This window comes from Pseudomonas sp. NFPP04 (assembly GCF_900113815.1).
Lineage (GTDB): Bacteria > Pseudomonadota > Gammaproteobacteria > Pseudomonadales > Pseudomonadaceae > Aquipseudomonas > Aquipseudomonas extremorientalis.
In genome coordinates this window covers 409,619-429,991 of record NZ_FOQS01000002.1, presented here as the reverse complement: position 1 = coordinate 429,991, position 20,373 = coordinate 409,619, and the positions used below count along the sequence as shown (strand labels likewise).

At 59.8% G+C, this 20,373-nt stretch carries 18 protein-coding genes and 1 pseudogene; 5 read left to right on the top strand and 14 right to left on the bottom strand.

The genetic code is table 11. The features are described from left to right. Positions 1-38: 38 nt before the first annotated feature. The 3 genes from BM017_RS05825 to BM017_RS05815 form a co-directional block, all read right to left on the bottom strand. Positions 39-1,133: a polyamine ABC transporter substrate-binding protein gene (locus tag BM017_RS05825; RefSeq protein ID WP_092242392.1), complete on the bottom strand. Its 1,095-nt coding sequence runs from the start codon at positions 1,131-1,133 to the stop codon at positions 39-41. A 196-nt stretch (positions 1,134-1,329) separates the two neighbouring features. Next, on the bottom strand, positions 1,330-2,694 hold the full coding sequence (locus BM017_RS05820) for an aspartate aminotransferase family protein (RefSeq protein WP_092241813.1): 1,365 nt from the start codon (positions 2,692-2,694) through the stop codon (positions 1,330-1,332). A 58-nt stretch (positions 2,695-2,752) separates the two neighbouring features. Next, complete coding sequence (locus tag BM017_RS05815; protein ID WP_003176780.1) at positions 2,753-4,111, bottom strand: glutamine synthetase family protein; 1,359 nt, start codon at positions 4,109-4,111, stop codon at positions 2,753-2,755. A gap of 597 nt (positions 4,112-4,708) precedes the next feature. On the opposite strand from BM017_RS05815, the gene BM017_RS05805 reads away from it, so the two are divergent. Both BM017_RS05805 and BM017_RS05800 read left to right on the top strand, forming a co-directional pair. Then, positions 4,709-6,085 (top strand): glutamine synthetase family protein, encoded by a 1,377-nt coding sequence (locus BM017_RS05805; RefSeq protein ID WP_003213894.1) that lies wholly within the window; start codon positions 4,709-4,711, stop codon positions 6,083-6,085. 165 nt (positions 6,086-6,250) lie between these two features. Then, positions 6,251-6,880: a TetR/AcrR family transcriptional regulator gene (locus tag BM017_RS05800; protein ID WP_092241804.1), complete on the top strand. Its 630-nt coding sequence runs from the start codon at positions 6,251-6,253 to the stop codon at positions 6,878-6,880. Between the two features lie 115 nt (positions 6,881-6,995). Here the strand turns inward: BM017_RS05800 and BM017_RS05795 are convergent, their stop codons facing one another. From BM017_RS05795 to BM017_RS05760, 8 genes are all read right to left on the bottom strand, one after another. After that, positions 6,996-7,211, bottom strand: a complete 216-nt coding sequence (locus tag BM017_RS05795) for a TOBE domain-containing protein (RefSeq protein WP_003213899.1) — start codon at positions 7,209-7,211, stop codon at positions 6,996-6,998. A gap of 28 nt (positions 7,212-7,239) precedes the next feature. Then, positions 7,240-8,046 carry an aliphatic sulfonates ABC transporter ATP-binding protein gene (gene ssuB, locus BM017_RS05790; RefSeq protein ID WP_092241799.1) on the bottom strand — a complete coding sequence of 269 codons (807 nt, stop codon included), beginning with the start codon at positions 8,044-8,046 and terminating at the stop codon, positions 7,240-7,242. Then, positions 8,043-8,831: an aliphatic sulfonate ABC transporter permease SsuC gene (ssuC, locus tag BM017_RS05785; protein ID WP_071490432.1), complete on the bottom strand. Its 789-nt coding sequence runs from the start codon at positions 8,829-8,831 to the stop codon at positions 8,043-8,045. Before ssuC ends, ssuB begins: the two co-directional genes overlap by 4 nt. 9 nt (positions 8,832-8,840) lie before the next feature. Beyond that, on the bottom strand, positions 8,841-9,989 hold the full coding sequence (ssuD, locus tag BM017_RS05780) for an FMNH2-dependent alkanesulfonate monooxygenase (protein ID WP_071490433.1): 1,149 nt from the start codon (positions 9,987-9,989) through the stop codon (positions 8,841-8,843). A gap of 25 nt (positions 9,990-10,014) precedes the next feature. After that, a complete protein-coding gene (locus BM017_RS05775; protein ID WP_071490434.1) occupies positions 10,015-10,983 on the bottom strand; it encodes a sulfonate ABC transporter substrate-binding protein in 969 nt (322 codons plus the stop codon). 95 nt (positions 10,984-11,078) lie between these two features. Continuing rightward, a complete protein-coding gene (gene ssuE / locus BM017_RS05770) occupies positions 11,079-11,672 on the bottom strand; it encodes an NADPH-dependent FMN reductase (RefSeq protein WP_058426479.1) in 594 nt (197 codons plus the stop codon). A 196-nt stretch (positions 11,673-11,868) separates the two neighbouring features. Further along, positions 11,869-12,507: a peroxiredoxin gene (locus tag BM017_RS05765; RefSeq protein ID WP_092241795.1), complete on the bottom strand. Its 639-nt coding sequence runs from the start codon at positions 12,505-12,507 to the stop codon at positions 11,869-11,871. A 290-nt stretch (positions 12,508-12,797) separates the two neighbouring features. Beyond that, a complete protein-coding gene (locus BM017_RS05760) occupies positions 12,798-14,168 on the bottom strand; it encodes an OprD family porin (protein WP_092241793.1) in 1,371 nt (456 codons plus the stop codon). A gap of 370 nt (positions 14,169-14,538) precedes the next feature. Between BM017_RS05760 and BM017_RS05755 the strand changes: the two are divergent. Beyond that, positions 14,539-15,142, top strand: a pseudogene (locus BM017_RS05755) (ABC transporter substrate-binding protein). 32 nt (positions 15,143-15,174) lie between these two features. Here BM017_RS05755 and argA read toward each other — a convergent pair. Both argA and argE read right to left on the bottom strand, forming a co-directional pair. After that, positions 15,175-16,476, bottom strand: coding sequence for an amino-acid N-acetyltransferase (argA, locus tag BM017_RS05750; protein ID WP_071490437.1), 1,302 nt, complete (start codon positions 16,474-16,476; stop codon positions 15,175-15,177). A 135-nt stretch (positions 16,477-16,611) separates the two neighbouring features. Continuing rightward, positions 16,612-17,760, bottom strand: coding sequence for an acetylornithine deacetylase (argE, locus tag BM017_RS05745; protein WP_071490438.1), 1,149 nt, complete (start codon positions 17,758-17,760; stop codon positions 16,612-16,614). Positions 17,761-17,918: 158 nt separating this feature from the next. Between argE and BM017_RS05740 the strand changes: the two genes are divergently transcribed. Next, positions 17,919-19,286, top strand: a complete 1,368-nt coding sequence (locus tag BM017_RS05740; protein ID WP_092241790.1) for a CYTH domain-containing protein — start codon at positions 17,919-17,921, stop codon at positions 19,284-19,286. Between the two features lie 110 nt (positions 19,287-19,396). On the opposite strand, the gene BM017_RS05735 is transcribed toward BM017_RS05740, so the two are convergent. Further along, positions 19,397-19,867, bottom strand: coding sequence for an Lrp/AsnC family transcriptional regulator (locus BM017_RS05735; RefSeq protein WP_010207358.1), 471 nt, complete (start codon positions 19,865-19,867; stop codon positions 19,397-19,399). Between the two features lie 127 nt (positions 19,868-19,994). On the opposite strand from BM017_RS05735, the gene BM017_RS05730 reads away from it, so the two are divergent. Further along, entirely contained in the window at positions 19,995-20,333 is a 339-nt protein-coding gene (locus tag BM017_RS05730; RefSeq protein ID WP_092241787.1) for a hypothetical protein, read from the top strand. The last annotated feature ends 40 nt before the right edge of the window (positions 20,334-20,373 follow it).

Sequence of the window (20,373 nt, the reverse complement as noted above, 5' to 3'; positions counted from 1 at the left end):
GAGGGGCAGTCAAACTGCCCCTCCACCGGTTTCAGCGCTTACTTACCGGACTTGATCTTGGTCCAGCTGCGTGTCATTTCACGCTGGGTCGCAGCCGGCAGGTCGGCAATGGCGTAGAGCTTGGCCTGCACATCCGCTGGCGGGTAGATGCCCGGGTCGCTGGTGATATCTTTTTCGACCAGTGCGGTGGCCTTCTCGTTACCGTTCGGGAAACGCACGCTGTTGGTGATCGACGCCATGACTTCCGGCTTGAGCAGGTAGTTCATGAACTTGTAGGCCGCGTCGACGTTCTCGGCATCTTTAGGGATGGCGACCATGTCGAAGAAGCTGCCAGCGCCTTCTTTCGGAATGTCATAGGCCACCTTGACCTTGCCACCGGCTTCGGCCGCGCGGGACTTGGCCTGCTGGATGTCACCCGAGTAACCCACGGCAACGCAGATGTTGCCGTTGGCCAGGTCGGAAATGTACTTGGACGAGTGGAAGTAGCCGATCGAAGGACGGATCTTCAGGAACAGCGCTTCGGCCTGCTTGAGGTCGTCTTTCTTCTGGCTGTCGGTCGGCAGGCCCAGGTAGTGCAGCGCGATCGGCAGCATTTCGGTTGGCGAATCGAGGAAGCTCACGCCGCAGCTTTTGAGCTTGGCGATGTTTTCAGGCTTGAGCAGCACGTCCCACGAGTCGATCTTGTCCACGCCCAGCGCGGCCTTGACCTTCTCCGGGTTGTAGCCGATACCGATCGAGCCCCACATGTACGGGAAGGCGTGCTTGTTGTCCGGGTCGCTGACCGACACGGCCTTGAGCAGGGATTTGTTCAGGTTGTCGTAGTTGGACAGCTTGGACTTGTCCAACTCCTGGTAGACACCGGCCTTGATCTGCTTGGCGAGGAAGTTGTTCGACGGCACGACAATGTCGTAACCGGACTTGCCTGCCAGCAACTTGGCTTCCAGGGTTTCGTTGCTGTCAAAAACGTCGTACACCACCTTGATGCCCGACTCTTTTTCAAAGTTGGCGATGGTGTCCGGTGCAATGTAGTCGGACCAGTTGTAGACGTGCAGCACTTTATCGTCTGCCTGGGCCGCGCCCGCCATTGCGCCCATCAGGGACAAGGCGAGGAGGGTCTTGCCAGCGTTCTTCAAACCTAATGCCTTCATTTGGTGATGCTCCGATTTTTTCTTTTTTGGGCCACAAGCTTTCAATGTTGAGTAGCCCAGCCAAAGGGCAACAAAACAGGGCGACAGTCTGGCAAGTTCCGAGGCCGGCTTTCAACCAAAGCCTCATTTATAACTGCCCTGAACGCAGCACCCGAAAGCCGCTGCGTTCTGAGCCTAGCACTTAGCCCTGCAATGCCGCCAAAGTCAGGTCCAGGCACTGCCGAGCCTTGGTCACCAGCTCGTCGATTTCTGCCTTGCTGATCACCAGCGGCGGCGAAATGATCATGGTGTCGCCCACGGCGCGCATGATCAGGCCATTTTCGAAGCAAAACGTGCGGCAGATCATGCCGACACCCTTGCCTTCGTAGCGCTTGCGGGTGGCCTTGTCCTGCACCAGTTCAATGGCACCGAGCATGCCCACGCCGCGCACTTCGCCCACCAGCGGATGATCCGCCAACTCCCTCAGGCGTTTCTGCAAATACGGTGCCGTTTCATCATGCACACGGTTAACGATTTTTTCATCGCGCATGATGCGGATGTTTTCCAGCGCCACTGCAGCGGCCACCGGGTGACCGGAGTAGGTGAAGCCGTGGTTGAAATCACCACCTTCGTTGAGCACCGCCACCACGTCATCGCGCACGATCAGGCCGCCCATGGGGATGTAGCCCGAGGTCAGGCCCTTGGCGATGGTCATCATGTGGGGCTTGAGGTCGTAGAAGTCGCTACCGAACCACTCACCGGTGCGGCCGAAACCGCAGATGACTTCGTCGGCGATAAACAGAATGTCGTACTTGGCGAGGATTTCCTTGATGCGCGGCCAGTAGGTGGCCGGCGGCACGATCACGCCACCGGCACCCTGGATCGGCTCGGCAATAAAGGCGCCGACGTTGTCCACGCCCAGCTCCAGGATCTTTTCTTCCAACTGGTTGGCAGCCCACACGCCGAATTCTTCGGGGCTCATGTCGCCGCCTTCGCCAAACCAGTACGGCTGGGCGATGTGAGTGATGCCCGGGATCGGCAAGTCGCCCTGCTCGTGCATATAGGTCATGCCGCCCAGGCTGGCGCCGGCCACGGTGGAACCGTGGTAGCCATTCTTGCGGCTGATGATGGTTTTCTTGTTCGGCTGGCCCTTGATCGCCCAGTAGTGGCGGACCATGCGCAACATGGTGTCGTTGCCTTCGGAGCCGGAACCGGTGAAGAACACGTGGTTCATGCCGGCCGGTGCAATGTCGGAAATGGCCTTGGCCAGTTCCAGCACTGGCGGGTGAGCGGTCTGGAAGAACAGGTTGTAGTACGGCAGTTCTTTCATTTGCCTGGCGGCGGCGTCAGCCAGTTCATCGCGGCCATAACCGATCGCCACGCACCACAGGCCGGCCATGCCGTCGAGGATCTTGTTGCCTTCGCTGTCCCACAGGTAAACGCCGTGGGCTTTGGTGATGATCCGTGGGCCTTTCTCTTTCAATTGCTTGAAGTCGCTGAACGGCGCCAGGTGGTGATCGCTGCTCAAGGCTTGCCATTCACGGGTTTGCGGGTTGTTGCTGGACATACCAATCTCCTAGACTTTTCAGTAAAGGGCGCGCCGTTCAAAGGGCGCGCCCGGCGTATCAGACGGCAAAGAGCAGGAATTCCCGCTCCCACGAACTGATCACGCGCTTGAAGTTTTCATGCTCGGCCCGCTTGACCGCGACGTAGCCTGTGATGAATTTCTGCCCCAGGTATTTCTCGATAGTCTTGCTGTTTTCCATGCGCTCCAGGGCGTCTTCGATGGTCAACGGCAGGCGCAGGTTGCGCCGCTCGTAACCACGGCCCACCACCGGCGCGCTCGGGTTATGGCCTTCGACCATGCCGATGTAGCCGCACAACAGGCTGGCGGCAATCGCCAGGTACGGGTTGGCGTCGGCGCCCGGCAGGCGGTTTTCCACACGGCGGTTCTGCGGGCCGGCATCCGGTACGCGCAGGCCGACGGTGCGGTTTTCTTCGCCCCACTCGACGTTCACCGGCGCCGAGGTGTCGGGCAGGAAGCGGCGGAACGAGTTCACGTTGGGGGCAAACAGCGGCAGCAGTTCAGGAATGAATTTCTGCAGGCCGCCAATGTGATTGAGGAACAGCTGGCTCATGGTCCCGTCTTCATTGGAGAAGACGTTCTTGCCGGTGGCGATGTCGATGATGCTCTGGTGCAGGTGCATCGCGCTGCCAGGCTCGCCGGTCATCGGCTTGGCCATGAAGGTGGCGGCCACGTCGTGCTTGAGCGCGGCTTCGCGCATGGTGCGCTTGAACACGAGGATCTGGTCGGCCAAGGACAGGGCATCGCCGTGACGGAAGTTGATCTCCATCTGCGCCGTGCCGTCTTCGTGGATCAGGGTATCGAGGTCCAGCTCCTGCAGTTCGCACCAGTCGTAGACGTCTTCGAACAGCGGGTCGAATTCGTTGGCGGCTTCTATAGAGAAAGACTGGCGACCGGTTTCCGGGCGGCCGGAACGGCCGATCGGCGGTTGCAGCGGGAAGTCAGGGTCTTCGCAGCGCTTGGTCAGGTAGAACTCCATCTCCGGCGCCACGATGGGCTGCCAGCCTTTGTCGGCGTAGAGCTTGAGGACCTTCTTGAGCACGTTGCGCGGCGACAGCTCGATCGGGTTGCCTTGCTTGTCGTAGGTGTCGTGGATCACCTGGGCGGTCGGCTCGATGGCCCAAGGCACCAGGAACACGGCGTTCTGGTCGGGGCGGCAGATCATGTCGATATCGGCCGGGTCGAGCAATTCGTAATAGATGTCGTCTTCGACATAGTCGCCGGTCACGGTCTGCAGCAGAACGCTTTCGGGCAGGCGCATGCCCTTTTCGGCAATGAACTTGTTGGTCGGCGAGATCTTGCCCCGGGTGATGCCGGTGAGGTCGCCAATCATGCATTCGACTTCTGTGATCTTGTGGTCTTTCAACCAATCGGTGAGCTGGTCGAGGTTGTTACTCATAAATGCCTCTGGGCTGGGTTTCCTGGCATCCATTAAAGGCCAGGCGTTGTTTGACGCAGCATCCGCGTCGTTTTTTCGTTCAGGGTAGGAGCTTACCTGCCATTTGCTGCTGCGTTGCATTCCTCACGCCAAAGTTGTGCGCAATCTTGAGCAGCACGCAGGGCGCACGCCGCTCTCTGACAAATGAGGAAGCAAAAAAGAGGGTAGACCGGGCGTCAAGAATATTGGCCGGGGGGCGCGCTATCATGCGGGAGGAAAATACGGATGACACAGCCTGGCTGAAGCAGGCCAAGACGCCGTTGGGCGGCAGGTGAAACATGAAGCACCCCGGTATTATTGCTGTTATGGGTTTGAATCGAGCTTAGCCTTGTTCATTTTTTTACACAACACCCCCGTAAAAAATACAACACGGCCCGCTCAAGCCTGCGAGTCCCAAGCCTCTCAAACCCAAAAAACCGCCCCAAAAAGCCCCAAAAAAGCCTTCACGGCGCTTTTTTAGGGCAAAAAAGGCCTCGCTTGACTTCGGCATGCCGTTCGGGTTGACTGAAACCAGAAAAGATCAATGATTGATATTTTTAACAACAAAGGTGTTGCATCATGTCGGTACCCCCGCGTGCCGTTCAGCTTAACGAAGCGAACGCGTTCCTTAAGGATCATCCTGAGGTTCTGTACGTAGACCTTCTAATTGCGGATATGAATGGTGTGGTGCGCGGCAAGCGCATCGAACGCACCAGCCTCCACAAGGTTTACGAGAAGGGCATTAACCTGCCTGCCTCTTTATTTGCCCTGGATATCAACGGCTCTACGGTGGAAAGCACCGGCCTGGGCCTGGACATCGGTGATGCTGACCGAATCTGTTATCCGATCCCCGACACCCTGTGCAATGAACCCTGGCAAAAGCGCCCCACCGCGCAACTGCTGATGACCATGCACGAACTGGAAGGTGAACCTTTCTTCGCCGATCCGCGCGAAGTGCTCCGCCAAGTTGTAAGCAAATTCGACGACCTCGGTCTGACCATCTGCGCCGCCTTCGAGCTTGAGTTCTACCTGATCGACCAGGAGAACGTGAACGGCCGCCCACAACCGCCCCGCTCGCCGATCTCCGGCAAACGCCCGCACTCGACACAGGTCTACCTGATCGACGACCTCGACGAATATGTCGACTGCCTCCAGGACATCCTGGAAGGTGCGAAAGAACAAGGCATCCCGGCCGACGCCATCGTCAAGGAAAGTGCCCCGGCGCAGTTCGAAGTGAACCTGCACCACGTGGCCGACCCGATCAAGGCTTGCGACTACGCGGTACTGCTCAAGCGCCTGATCAAGAACATCGCCTACGACCATGAGATGGACACCACCTTCATGGCCAAGCCGTATCCGGGCCAGGCAGGCAACGGTTTGCACGTACACATCTCGATCCTGGACAAAGACGGCAAGAACATTTTTGCCAGCGAGGATCCCGAGCAGAACGCCGCATTGCGTCACGCGATCGGCGGTGTGCTCGAGACCCTGCCCGCCCAGATGGCGTTCCTGTGCCCCAACGTCAACTCCTACCGTCGTTTCGGCGCACAGTTCTACGTGCCGAACTCGCCGTGCTGGGGCCTGGACAACCGTACCGTGGCGATTCGCGTACCGACCGGCTCGTCCGATGCCGTACGTATCGAACACCGCGTGGCCGGCGCCGACGCCAACCCTTACCTGCTGATGGCTTCGGTCCTGGCAGGCGTGCACCACGGCCTGACCAACAAGATCGAGCCTGGCGCACCAGTGGAAGGCAACAGCTACGAGCAAAACGAGCAAAGCCTGCCGAACAACCTGCGCGATGCATTGCGCGAGTTGGACGACAGCGAGGTGATGGCCAAGTATATCGATCCTAAATACATCGATATCTTCGTCGCCTGTAAGGAAAGTGAGCTGGAAGAGTTCGAACACTCCATCTCCGACCTTGAGTACAACTGGTACCTGCATACCGTGTAAGCGGTTGCGACTGTAAATGTGGTGAGCAGGCTTGTTGTGGCAAGCCCGCTCGCCACAACAAGCCTGCTCGCCACAACAAACTCGCTCACCACAAAAGCCCTCGCCCCAGGTATGGATCATCTTCAGGCTCTGCGTACAATGCCCGCTGCCTTGTAGGAGACTTCCATGACCACCCGCCCCGCCGCCCTTCGCAAACCCCGCGCCCGCAGTCAGGCCCGGATCGACGCGATCCTCGACGCCGCCCGCACCTTGCTGGCTGCCGAAGGCGTGGCGGGTTTGTCGATCTACGGCGTGGCCGAGCGGGCGCAGATTCCGCCGTCGTCGGTGTATCACTTCTTCGCCAGTGTGCCGGCGCTGTTGGAAGCTCTGACCGCCGATGTGCATGCCGCTTTCCGGGCGGCGATTCAGGCGCCCATCGACCACGACTCACTCAAGCATTGGCGCGACCTGTCCTGCATCGTCGAACAGCGCATGCTCAGCATCTACGAGCATGACGCCGCCGCACGCCAGTTGATCCTGGCCCAGCATGGGCTGACCGAAGTGACCCAGGCAGATCGTCAGCATGATCTGGAGCTGGGAGATTTGATGCTCGCGGTGTTCAACCGGCACTTCGAAGTGCCGACCTTGCCGAAAGACGTGGATGTGTTCGCGCTGGCGCTGGAGTTGAGCGACCGCGTGTATGCACGCTCGGTGCATCAGCATGGGTTGATCACGCCGCGCATGGCGGAGGAAGGGATGCGAGTGTTTGATGCCTATGTAGGGCTGTACCTGCCGCCCTATCTGCCCAAGCGTTAATTTTGTAGGGGCTGGGCCGGCCTCATCGGGGGCAAGCCCCCCTCCCACACTTTGACTTGTGAATACATTCAAAATGTGGGAGGGGGCTTGCCCCCGATGGCGGTCTCAAGCGCGATCACAACTTGGCGATCGACACCTCGGTGGATTTCACGAAGGCAATCACTTCGCTGCCAATCACCAGCTCCAGCTCTTTGACCGAGCGGGTGGTGATCACGGAAGTGACGATGCCGGACGCGGTCTGCACGTCGATTTCCGACAGCACGTCGCCTTCGACGATTTCCTTGATGGTGCCTTTGAACTGGTTACGCACGTTGATGGCTTTAATAGTCATGGTGTTCTTCCTTCAGGGGACGAGTGAGTTATTGAGCCCAACGCAATTGCGTAGGCAGCGGTGAAACAGGTTCGGGTTCCGGTGGCGAGCCGGGCAACGACAGCACACGGTTGAGCACTTCAGCTTCCAACGCGGCCAGGCGATGTGAGCCCCGTGCACGCGGGCGTGGCAGGTCGACGATCAGGTCGAGGCCGATTTCGCCGTCTTCGATCAGGATGACGCGGTCGGCAATTGCCACGGCTTCGCTGACATCGTGGGTTACCAGCAACACGGTGAAGCCATGCTTCTGCCACAGGTTTTCGATCAGTTGCTGCATCTCGATGCGGGTCAGGGCATCCAGCGCCCCCAGTGGCTCATCCAGCAACAGCAGGCGCGGTTGGTGGATCAGCGCACGGGCCAGGGCCACGCGTTGCTTTTGCCCACCGGACAGCGCCGCCGGCCACTCGTTGGCACGTTCAGCCAGGCCGACCGCCTCCAGGGCTTCCAACGCTTTGGGGCGCCAATCGCCTTTAAGGCCAAGGCCGACGTTGTCGATGATCTTTTTCCATGGCAACAGGCGCGCTTCCTGGAACATCAACCGCGTGTCTTCAAGCGCTTCGCTCAGCGGTGCGGAACCGGCCAGCAGCTCGCCGCCGCTGGCTTTGTCCAGCCCGGCCAGCAGGCGCAGCAAGGTACTTTTGCCGCAGCCACTGCGGCCGACCACCGCCACGAATTGGCCGGCAGGTATGTGCAGGTCAATCTCCTTGAGCACTTCCCGTGCGCCAAAGGCCTTGCGCAACTTGCGTACCGCCAGGGGGATGCCCTTGAGCAGGCGCGGAGGTTGTTGAGCTGTCATGCCGCCCCCCCTTTATTCACTTGATAGGCCGGGTGCCAGCGCAGCCACACACGCTCCAGGCCACGAGCAGCCAGATCGGCGAGTTTGCCGAGGATGGCGTACATCACGATAGCCAACACCACCACGTCGGTTTGCAGGAATTCACGGGCGTTCATCGCCAGGTAGCCGATGCCGGAGCTGGCCGATATGGTTTCCGCCACGATCAGCGTCAGCCACATGAAGCCCAGGGCAAAGCGCACGCCCACCAGGATCGACGGCAGCGCACCCGGCAGGATCACCTGGCGGAACAGGCTGAACCCGGACAAGCCGTAGCTGCGCGACATCTCCACCAACGCCGGGTCGACATTGCGGATGCCGTGGTAGGTATTCAGGTAGATCGGGAACAGCGTGCCGAGGGCAACCAGGAAAATCTTCGCCGTCTCATCAATGCCGAACCACAGGATCACCAGCGGAATCAGCGCCAGGTGCGGCACGTTGCGGATCATCTGCACCGAACTGTCCAGCAGGCGTTCGCCCCACTTCGACAAGCCAGTGATAAAGCCCAGGACCAGGCCGATGCTGCCGCCGATCACAAACCCCAGGCCGGCACGCCAGCCACTGATCGCCAGGTGCGTCCAGATCTCACCGCTGGCGACCAGATGCACGCCGGCAGCAATCACGGCACTGGGCGCCGGCAGGATACGGGTCGACAACCACCCCGCCGACACCGACAACTGCCACACCGCGAGCAATAGCACCGGCAGTACCCAGGGCGCCACGCGGTGGCTTAGTTTTTCATAGCTCATGGGGCGGCCTCAGCTCTGTGACGCAGCTTTGGGAAGGATATCGTTGGCGACCATCTCGCCGAACGGGCTGACGTAGCCGGCGCTTTTCGGCAGCTCGGGTCGCTCGATATCCAAGTGAGGGAACAGCAATTCGGCAACGCGATACGACTCTTCCAGGTGTGGATAACCGGAGAAAATAAACGTGTCGATACCCAGCGCGGCGTACTCCTTGACGCGTGCCGCCACGGTCGGGCCATCGCCCACCAGCGCCGTCCCCGCACCGCCACGCACCAGGCCAACGCCGGCCCACAGATTGGGGCTGACTTCGAGGTTGTCGCGGTTGCCGCCATGCAACGCCGCCATGCGTTGCTGGCCGACAGAATCAAAGCGTGCCAAAGAGGCCTGGGCACGGGCGATGGTGTCGTCATCCAGGTGGGAGATCAGTTTGTCGGCGGCCTTCCATGCTTCTTCGTTGGTTTCACGCACGATCACATGCAGGCGGATACCAAAGCGCACGGTACGCCCGAGCTTGGCGGCCTTGGCGCGTACCTGTTCGATTTTTTCCGCGACAGCGGCCGGTGGTTCACCCCAGGTCAACACCATTTCCACCTGCTCGGCTGCCAGGTCCTGGGCCGCTTCGGAGGAGCCGCCGAAGTACAGTGGCGGACGCGGTTGCTGGATCGGCGGGTAAAGCAGCTTGGCGCCTTTGACGCTGATGTGTTCGCCGTCGTAATCCACGGTCTCGCCTTCCAGCACACGGCGCCAGATGCGGGTGAATTCCACCGAGGCCTGGTAGCGCTCTTCATGGCTGAGGAACAAGCCGTCGCCGGCCAATTCTTCCGGATCGCCGCCGGTCACCAGGTTGAACAACGCACGGCCACCGGACAGACGATCCAGGGTCGCGGCCTGACGCGCAGCCACCGTCGGGGAAATGATCCCGGGGCGCAGCGCGACAAGGAATTTCAAGCGCTGGGTCACCGGGATCAGCGAAGCGGCCACCAGCCACGAGTCTTCGCAGGAGCGCCCGGTCGGGATCAGCACCCCACCGAAGCCCAGGCGATCGGCGGCCTGGGCCACTTGCTGCAGATAACCGTGGTCCACGGCGCGAGCGCCTTCGGCGGTGCCAAGGTAATGGCCGTCGCCGTGGGTAGGCAGGAACCAGAAAATATTGAGGCTCATGGAGTTGTCTCCTGAAGAAGTCGGATTACGGCGCGTTGGCAACGGCGGCGGGTGGCGTCCAGATCACGTCCTTGATGCTCAAGGGTTTGGGGATCAATTTGAGTTGGTAGAAGCTGTCGGCGATTTTCTGCTGGGCGGCGACCACTTCCGGGGTCAGGAACAGCGCGCCGTAGCCCTGGCGTTTTACCGAGGTCAGGGTGATGTCAGCCGGCAGACCGAGCAGCGGTGCGACTTGTTCGGTGACTTCCTGGGGGTTGGCCTTGGACCATTCGCCCACGGCGCGTACTTCTTCCACCAGCGCCTTGATCACTTGCGGGTGTTGTTCGGCATACGGTTTGGTCGCCAGGTAGAACTGATGGTTGTCGGCGATGCCGGTGCCGTCACGCAGGGTGCGGGCCTGCAGTTGTTTCTCGGCGGCGGCCTGGTACGGGTCCCAGATCACCCAGGCGTCCACACTGCCACGCTCGAAAGCGGCACGGGCATCGGCGGGCGGTAGGAATACGGTTTGCACATCGGTGTATTTCAGGCCGGCATCTTCCAGGGCCCGCACCAGCAGGTAGTGCACGTTGGAGCCTTTGTTGAGCACGATCTTCTTGCCCTTGAGCTCGGCCACGGATTTGATCGGTGAGTCTTTCGGCACCAGGATCGCTTCGCTGGTCGGCGCCGGTGGTTCGTAGGCCACGTAGAGCAGGTCGGCACCGGCAGCCTGGGCGAACACCGGCGGGGTTTCGCCGGTCACGCCAAAGTCGATGGAGCCGACATTCAGGCCTTCAAGCAGCTGGGGGCCGCCAGGGAACTCGGTCCACTGGACATTCACGCCCTGGGCCGCCAGGCGTTTTTCCAGGGTGCCCTTGGCCTTGAGCAGCACCAACGTCCCGTATTTCTGATAGCCGATCCGCAGGGTCTCGGCCGCTTGAGCTTGAACAATGGCGCCGAAGGACACAGCCGCAGCAAACAGTGCGACCAGACCACGACGCAAGATGACAGTGCGCATGGCGCTCTCTCCAAAAATGCGATTAGGGGTTTTGGCTGCACCTGCTTGGCCGTTGGCGGCTGAGTAAGGTGAGTGTTTCGGTATATCAGTGAGGCTCAGATGCTCCAGCGAGCACTCAACAAACGTTCGTTCAACACGTGGGGGTCCAGCGGTTTCGGGCGACGGGCCATGGCGCCGTACAGTGTTTCCAGGGCTTCGTGCAAACGCTGTTCGAGCACTGGCACCAACTGCGCCTGGGCACTGCCTTCGCCATACGCGATCTGGCTGTCTTCGGCAAAGATGCCGTGGAGCAATTCCTGGGCCTTCAGCGCCGACAGCACCGGCTTCAAGGCATAGTCCACCGCCAGCATGTGGGCGATGCTGCCGCCGGTGGCCATCGGCAACACGATCTTGTGGGCCAGGGCGCGTTCGGGCAGCAGGTCCAGCACGGTCTTCAGCGCGCCGGAGAACGAGGCCTTGTACACCGGCGTAGCGATCACCAGGCCGTCAGCGTTAGCCACTTGTTGCAACAGGTCGATGACCTTGGGGCTGTCGAAGCGCGCATGCAGCAGGTCCTCAGCCGGGAAGTCCCGTATCTGGTAACTCACCACTTCTACGCCTTTGTCTTGCAACCACTGACGGGTTTTATCCAGCAATACCCCGGAGCGGGAGCGCTGGCTGGGGCTGCCTCCAAGTGTTACGACCAACATGCAGGAATTCCTTGAGCAGGTGTCGGCGGTTCGCTGTGTGGCGATGGCGCCAAGATGGAACAGACCTTATCAGCAGATTCATATATCTATAAATCTTATTTTTTCATTTGTTTATTCTTTAAATGCATATGCCAGATATGAAATCGCAGCCGAAAAAAAAGGCCGTCGAAACGGCCTCAAAACCCCTGCTATGTGATCAGCGATTCGGTTGTGGTGTCAGGCGCAGGTACGGCTTCACCGCGCGATAGCCCTTCGGAAAGCGCTTCTTGATCTCTTCCTCATCCTTGAGCGAAGGCACGATCACCACCTCATCACCGTCCTGCCAGTTGGCGGGCGTGGCGACCTTGTGGCTGTCGGTGAGCTGCAACGAGTCGATGACCCGCAGGATCTCGTGGAAGTTGCGCCCGGTGCTGGCCGGGTAGGTAATGGTCAGGCGGATCTTCTTGTTCGGGTCGATCACGAACAAGGAACGCACGGTGAGGGTGTCACTGGCGTTGGGGTGGATCAGGTCGTAGAGGTCGGACACTTTGCGATCGGCGTCGGCCAGGATCGGGAAGTTGACAACAGTGCTCTGGGTTTCGTTGATGTCTTCGATCCACTTGTGGTGCGAATCCACGGGGTCGACCGACAGGGCGATGGCCTTGACGCCGCGCTTGGCGAATTCGTCCTTGAGCTTGGCGGTGAAACCCAGCTCGGTGGTGCACACCGGGGTGAAATCCGCCGGGTGGGAAAACAGCACACCCCAGCTATCGCCCAGCCATTCGTGGAAACGAATCGTGCCGGCGCTGGAATCCTGTTCGAAGTCGGGGGCGATATCGCCCAGTCTTAGGCTCATGGTGTGGCTCCTGGTGAGTGCTTATGGAGCCCACTGTGCATGGATTGTGGATTATTTAAAAAGAATAAATATCAATTTATCTAGACGATAAAGGAATATTAAAAATCTGTTCATTGGACGCGGGGGCAGACGAGGAGCAACATCGTTTTCAAGGTTCGAGAAGGCCTTGAGACGCTGTACAAAGAGGGGTCAGGAAGGGCCTGCGGGGGTTTGGCCCGACTTGAAAGCAAGACACCCTGCCCGGTGTTGCACCGGGCAGGGCTTTACAGGCTTACAACAGCGTCACGCTACTAGAACAGTGGCAGCGAGTAGCTGACGATCAGGCGGTTTTCGTCCTGGGAACGGGTGTTCGCCAGGTCGGTACGCCACATAGCGTTTTTCCAGGCAACACCAAGGTTTTTCAGCGGGCCTTCCGGAATCACGTAGGCAACAGTGATGTCGCGCTCCCACTCGGATTGACCAGTGGTTTCGGCACGGCCGTTGTTGTTGGCGATGGTGTCGATGTCGCTACCTTTCAGGTAGACAACACCAGCGGTCAGGCCAGGTACACCGACTTTTGCGAAGTCATAAGCGTAGCGAGCTTGCCAGGTACGCTCGCCAGCGCGGGCGAACTTCTGGATCTGCATGTCGGTAGTGATGTAAGCCGACGAGCCGTCGCCCTGGTTCAACCAAGGGAAGTCGCTGCTACCATTGCTGACCTGGTAACCACCACCGAAGGTGTGACCGGCAACGGTGTACAGGAACAGGCCGCTGTACAGGTTGTTGTCGACCTTGCCTTTACCCGCGTTGAAGTTGTTGTAGTTACCGCTGGAGTAGTAAGCGGCAGTGTTGCCGTTCTTGCCATCGTCCGAGCTGTTGAAATAACGCAGGTCAGACTTCAGAACGCCTGGACCGATTGCCCAGTTGTGGGTCAGACCAAGGAAGTGCTGCTTGTAGAAATCTTCCAGATTGCCGTAGTAGTACTGGGCAGTCAGGTCTTTGGTCAGCTTGTAGTCACCACCGGCGTAGTAGAACTTGTTGCTGAACTTGCCGGCGTTGTAGTTGGAGCTACCGTTGGCGCCGCCAATCGACAGGTTTTCGTTATTGCTGGAGTTACGGCCCTTGGCCTTTTCCACCTGACCGGCCACCAAGGTCAAATCCTTGATGTCGTTGGTGGTGATCTGGCCACCTTGGAAGGTTTGCGGCAGCAGACGACCATCGTTGGTCACGATAACCGGCAGTTTTGGCTGCAGGGTGCCCAACTTCAGTTCGGTCTGGGAGATCTTCACCTTACCGGTCACGCCCAGGCTGGCGTAATCGTGGACAGCTTTGTTGCCGTCGCTTGGGAAGATGGTACCGCCCGAAGCAGTGCCAGTGTAGTTACCGTGATCAGCACGGCTCGAATCCAGACGCACGCCGTACAGACCGATCGCGTCAACACCGAACTGCACAGTACCTTGGGTGTAACCCGAGATGAAACGTAGATCGAAGCCTTGGCCCCATTCAGCGTTTTTGCTACGCGTGTTGGACGTGGCGTTAGGGTGACCGTCACGGTTATCGGTGTTGATGTAGAAGTTACGCAGCCCCAGTGTTGCCTTACTGTCTTCGATGAAACCGGCGGAGTTTGCCTGCTGGGCAATCGCAGCCAAAGCTACGGCCAACGCCAATGTTGACTTCTTCATGTACCGCTCCTCTCATTTCTAATTTTTGTATTTCTTTGGTCTCGGGTCTGACGCCCTCGATCCACAGATGCCCGATTAGCGCCAGATAGTGACCACCAAGTCAATCGTAACCTTGTGTGTCTACTACCTTCGTCTAATCGCAGTTGATTTGGTCCCTGCAGGGTAATGAGTTTTTCATACACCCAAAAAGAATTATTTCATTCTTTTTCATACGATTCGGGAATAAGCCTTTGCATGACGCGAACCCGTCAGCGTAGACGAACCGCTTCACAAGCTAATTCCTAAAGGGTATTTGTTAGCACTTTTTTAGATCGATTAGTGTGGCCGTAAGGTTGCATACGTCACCCACGATCAAAAAGGCGACGCCATCATGGCCAAACGCATATCCTCCCGTCAATTTGTTACAGTTTTTGTGTCACTAATAGTTTCTTTTGGTGTCAAAGCGGCCGATTTGCCCATCGGCTAGAAAATTGCCTGGCGCCATTCAACAGTGGGCCGGAAGTCGTAACCGCCATCGCCTCGGGCGACGTGCAAATCGGCAACCTCGGTTCCAGCGCCGCTGCCGCAGCGGCATCACGGAATCTATCCATCGTCGCGTTCATCGTATCGGCCCAGATCAATACTTCTGAAGCATCGGTGGTGCGTAAGGACAGCCACATTGACGCACCCAAGGATTTGTTCGGTAAAACCATCGCGACGCCGTTTGTCTCAACCTCTCATTAGTAGATTCGAAACCGCTGCAGAAAATCGCGAAAATGACAGGCACCGACGCCGCAGACATTCATGAGCTGCTAGCCGGCACGACATTCCCGGATGCCCAGGCACAACAAACCGATGCGCTGCCAAAAGGCGGCACGGCGAAGGCGATCGGGGAGACGGCGCAGCTCTTGGAGTAACAGGGAAAGGTCGAGGTAGTGCTGCCGGATGACTCGGCCTTCGTGACCGACAAATTCGTCAAGCCCTGCACCCTGTAGGAGCCGGTTAACCGGCTCCTACAGGGTGTGGGTTACAGGGCCTTCTCGAAGATCTTCGAATTACGCTGATAGTTGTACAGCGACGCCCGCGCCGACGGCAGGCGGTCGACACTGCTCGGCACAAACCCCCGCTCACGGAACCAGTGCGCGGTGCGGGTGGTGAGGACAAACAAGGTCTTCAACCCCTGCGCCCGGGCACGGGCTTGGATGCGCTCCAGCAACACATCGCCACGAGCGCCATGGCGATATTCCGGGTTCACTGCCAGGCAAGCCAGCTCTCCCGCGTCCGAATCGGCGATCTGATACAGCGCTGCACAGGCGATGATCATGCCTTCGCGCTCCACCACGCTGAACTGCTCGATCTCACGTTCCAGCACTTCCCGCGAACGGCGTACCAGGATGCCCTGCTCTTCCAGCGGGCTGATCAGGTCGAGCAAACCGCCGACATCCTCAATCGCCGCTTCGCGCACCTGCTCGAATTGCTCCTGGGCCACCAGCGTACCGCCGCCGTCCCGGGTAAACAGCTCGGTGAGCAAGGCGCCGTCTTCGGCATAGCTGACAATATGGCTGCGCCCTACTCCACCCCGGCACGCTTCGGCGGCGGCATCGAGCAATTCGGCCTGATAGTTGGTTTTACCCAGGCGCTGCAGGTGAGCCGGCACCTGTTGCGGGCGCAGCTCGCGTACCAGGCGGCCGTTCTCATCGATCAAGCCCATATCGGCGCCAAACAGCAGCAGTTTGTCGGCGCCCAGGTCGATGGCGGCGCGGGTCGCGACGTCTTCGCAGGCCAGGTTGAAGATCTCACCGGTGGGCGAATACCCCAGCGGCGACAGCAACACGATGGAGCGCTCATCCAGCAAGCGATTGATACCCTTGCGGTCGACGCGGCGCACTTCGCCAGTGTGATGGTAGTCCACGCCTTCGAGTACACCGATCGGACGTGCCGTCACCAGGTTGCCGCTGGCAACGCGCAGGCGCGAGCCCTGCATCGGTGACGAGGCCATGTCCATCGACAGGCGCGCTTCGATGGCGATACGCAGATGGCCGACCGCGTCGATCACGCACTCCAGGGTTGCGGCATCGGTGATGCGCAAGCCTTCGTGGTAAGCCGGGGTCAGGCCCCGCGCTTCAAGGCGCGCTTCGATCTGTGGGCGCGAACCGTGGACCAGCACCAATCGCACACCCAGGCTGTGCAGCAGCACCAGGTCGTGGACGATATTGCCGAAGTTGGGATGTTCCACACCATCGCCAGGCAGCATGACCACAAAGGTACAGTCGCGGTGGGCATTGATGTAGGGGGACGCATGGCGAAGCCAGTTAACGTAGTCGGGCATAGAACCTGGGCCTGTAATAAAAAGCAGCCGAGAAAGGATGAATCGTGAAAGCGCACGGCGGGCTGATGGTTATCGTCGGAACAGGCTTGGCGACACGCTCACTCTCCTTCTATGTACGAACAGGCAGGGGTTAATTTATGCAGGTTTCAGGCAGTAATGTTCGATCAGTTCCCGCAATAGACGCACTGTAGGCGTCAAGCGTGACATTTCGAGGTATTCGCCCGGCTGGTGTGCGCAGGCGATGTCGCCGGGGCCGAGCACCAGGGTTTCACAACCAAGGCGCTGAAGATAAGGCGCTTCGGTGCCGAACGCTACTGCTTCGGCACGATGGCCGGTCAATCGTTCCGCCACCCGTACCAGTTCGGCATCTTCCGGTTGCTCGAACGGCGGTACTTCGGGGAACAGGGGCGCATAGTCAATCTTGACCTGATGGCGCTCGGCCACCGGCTGGAGCTTCTGGCGGATCGCATCGCGCAGCACCTGGGGGTCCATGCCCGGCAGTGGGCGCAGGTCGAACTCCAGGGAACACTGGCCGCAGATGCGGTTGGGGTTGTCGCCGCCGTGGATGCAACCGAAGTTCATGGTCGGTTGCGGCACGCTGAACTGAGGGTTGCGGTACTCGCGCTGCCAGGCCAGGCGCAGGCCGCGCAGTTCGCCGATGGCGTCGTGCATGGCTTCAAGCGCGCTGTGGCCCAGGCTCGGGTCCGACGAGTGGCCGCTTTGGCCAAGAATATCGATGCGTTCCATCATCACGCCTTTGTGCAGGCGGATCGGCTTGAGGCCGGTCGGCTCGCCGATCACCGCTGCGCGACCCAGCGGGCGGCCCGCTTCGGCCAGTGCGCGAGCGCCGGACATGGAGCTTTCTTCATCACAGGTGGCGAGAATCAGCAGCGGCTGTTTGAACGGCTGATCCAGCAGCGGCAACACCGCTTCGATGGCCAGCGCGAAAAAGCCCTTCATGTCGCAGCTGCCCAATCCTACCCAACGGCCATCAACTTCCGTCAGCTTGAGCGGGTCGGTCTTCCACAGCGCTGCGTCATAAGGGACGGTATCGCTATGACCCGCCAGCACCAGGCCTCCGGGCCCACTGCCGTAACTGGCCAACAGGTTGAACTTGCCGGGGCTGACTGGCTGGATGTCGATGGCGAAACCCAGATCCCCCAGCCAAGCGGCGAGCAAGTCGATCACCGGGCGGTTGGTCTGGTCGAGAGACGCCTGGGTGCAGCTCACGGATGGCGCGGCAATCAACGCGGCAAACTGCTCTTTCATGGACGGTAACGGCATGCTCGGCCTCTCGACTTCCCGGATGAGCCTCACTATAGAGCCATCTGCACGACACAATAAACCGTTGCGGCGCGTTGCCGGGCTCAGTCCTGTACACTGCACGACCTTGGCAGCCACTCACTTCCCCGGCTGCGCTCCCGATCCTGGATGTTCCGGCCATGCAAAAAGAAACTGAAATCAAGCTCCGCGTCAGCCGCGAGACCCTCGCCGCGCTGCGTGAGCACCCGCTCCTGAAAAAACGCAACAAAAGTGGCTGGGAACGCCGTGAGTTGATGAACCAGTACTTCGACACCCCCGAGCGCGACCTGGCCCAGGCCAAAGTCGCCCTGCGCCTGCGCAAGGACGGTGACGACATCATCCAGACCCTCAAGACCCGCGGCCAGAGCGTCGCCGGCTTGTCGGAACGTAACGAATACAACTGGGAACTGCCTAAAGCCAAGCTCGACGTGAAGAAGCTCGACGGCGAATGCTGGCCCGAGCAACTGGCCGAGCTGGACAAAAAGACCCTCAAGCCGATCTTCACCACCGACTTCGTGCGTGAGCGCGCCGAAATCGCCTGGGGTCGCGGCAAGGCCAAGGTGGTGATCGAAGCCGCCCTGGATCTGGGCCACGTGGTGGTCGGCAAGCAGAAAGAAGAAATCTGCGAGCTGGAACTGGAACTGCGCGAAGGCGAACCGGCCGCCCTGCTGGAGTTGGCCGCCGAGCTGGCCGCGACCCTGGCGTTGATGCCGTGCGATATCAGCAAGGCCGAGCGCGGCTACCGCTTGTACGACGCCAGTAGCTACTCCCTGAGCCTGCCGGCGCCGCAGATCCACGCTGAAATGCCGCTGGACGATGCCTTCGCTGCGATCATGTGGCACCTGCTGGGCAGCAGCCAACGCCTGGCCGAGCAATACCGTTTCAATGGCCACTGGCGCCTGCTGCAAGACTGGGTCGACAACCTCGGCGAACTGCGGGCCCTGGTCGGCAGCCTTGGCCAGGCGGCACCGCGTCAGTCCACCAGCGAACTGCGCAGCGCGCTCGATGCCCTGCTGGAAGACTGGCGTCCACTGGTACAGGCCGGTGATGACGACGAGGACATCCGCAAAGCCGCACCGGAACAGTTCGCCGAAGAACTGGACGACGTGCGCTGGGGCCTGTTCTCACTGAACGCTTCACGCTGGCTGCTCGCCCGCAGCTGGACCGCCGACCGCACCGTGCGTGGCAACCGCCAGGGCGCCGCGCAAATCACCAACTGGCTGCCGCGCCTGCTGGCCGACGACGCTGTCGCCCTGCAACTGCCGCGCTACCAGCAACAGCCGGAAGACCTGGCCGAGCAACTGCCGCGTATCGAACGCATCCAGGCCTGGCTGCACCATGCGCGCCAGGTGGTCGACATTCCGGAACTGGACCGTCTGTACGGCGAGCTGAACAAGCTGGTGCAACTGGCCAACCAGCCGATTACCGATGAGTCGCTGGATGCGCGGATGCATCAGGCGATTGCGGTGTATCAGAACCGGGCGTGGAAGACCTTGCTGCGCCTGTAAGGACGCTTTCGCGGGCAAGCCCGCTCCCACACTGACTGGGTTCACACATAGAAATCTGTGAACCCAATCCAATGTGGGAGCCGGGCTTGCCCGCGATGAGGCCATCCCTGTCAGCGCAGTACTGGCAGGCTGGTGGTGGACTTGATCTCGGATAAAGCCACAATCGAATTAACCTCCTGAATCCCCGGCACCATCGACAGTTTCTCGAAGAAAAACCGCTCATACGCCTCGATGTCCGAGGTGACGATACGCAGCAGAAAGTCCACCGCCCCCATCAGCACATAACACTCCAGCACTTCCGGGAACCCGCGAATCGCATCGGTGAACTCGGTGAAGTTGGAGCGGCCGTGGGCGTTGAGTTTCACCTCGGCGAATATCTGCGTGTTGAGGCCGATCTTCTTGCGATCCAGCAAGGTCACCTGGCCACGAATCACGCCCTCTTCCTTGAGCCGTTGGATACGTCGCCAGCAAGGCGACTGGGACAGGCCGACCTGTTCGGCGATCTGCGCGCTGGAGAGAGAAGCGTCTTCTTGCAACAGGGCCAGGATACGGCGGTCGTAGGCGTCCAACTCGCTGTGCATATAAATACCCTCCATCGCACTTATTCTGAATTGATTGATTCGATTTTCGACAAATAAGGCCCATCTTAGATAAGAAATCTCCCGTCGCGAATGTAAAAATTTCTCCAGTCGAATCCGGAGCTTTCCCATGCATGCCGTCGAAACCAACCACCCCGCCACCCGCGTCGATGCGTGGGCCGTCAACAGCGCCCATTGCCAGGCCCATTACCACATCGTCGCCGAGGCGGAGCCCGACGTTGTGTGCCGGGTACTCAACTATTTCGCTCTGCAATTCCTCACGCCACAGCAGGTTACAGTCAACCGCGAAGAAGACCTGTTGAACATCGCCATCGTGATGGACGGCCTGAGCTGGCACCGCGCCCAGGTGATCGGTGAAAAGATTCGAAACCTGATCAGCGTGTGCACACTGGACGTGTGGTCGGCTGATTCCGTGGCGCCTCAGGCAGTGATGGCGGTTGCTCAGTAAGACCCTGCAATACACGCCGGGAGGAAGATATTCAGGGGCT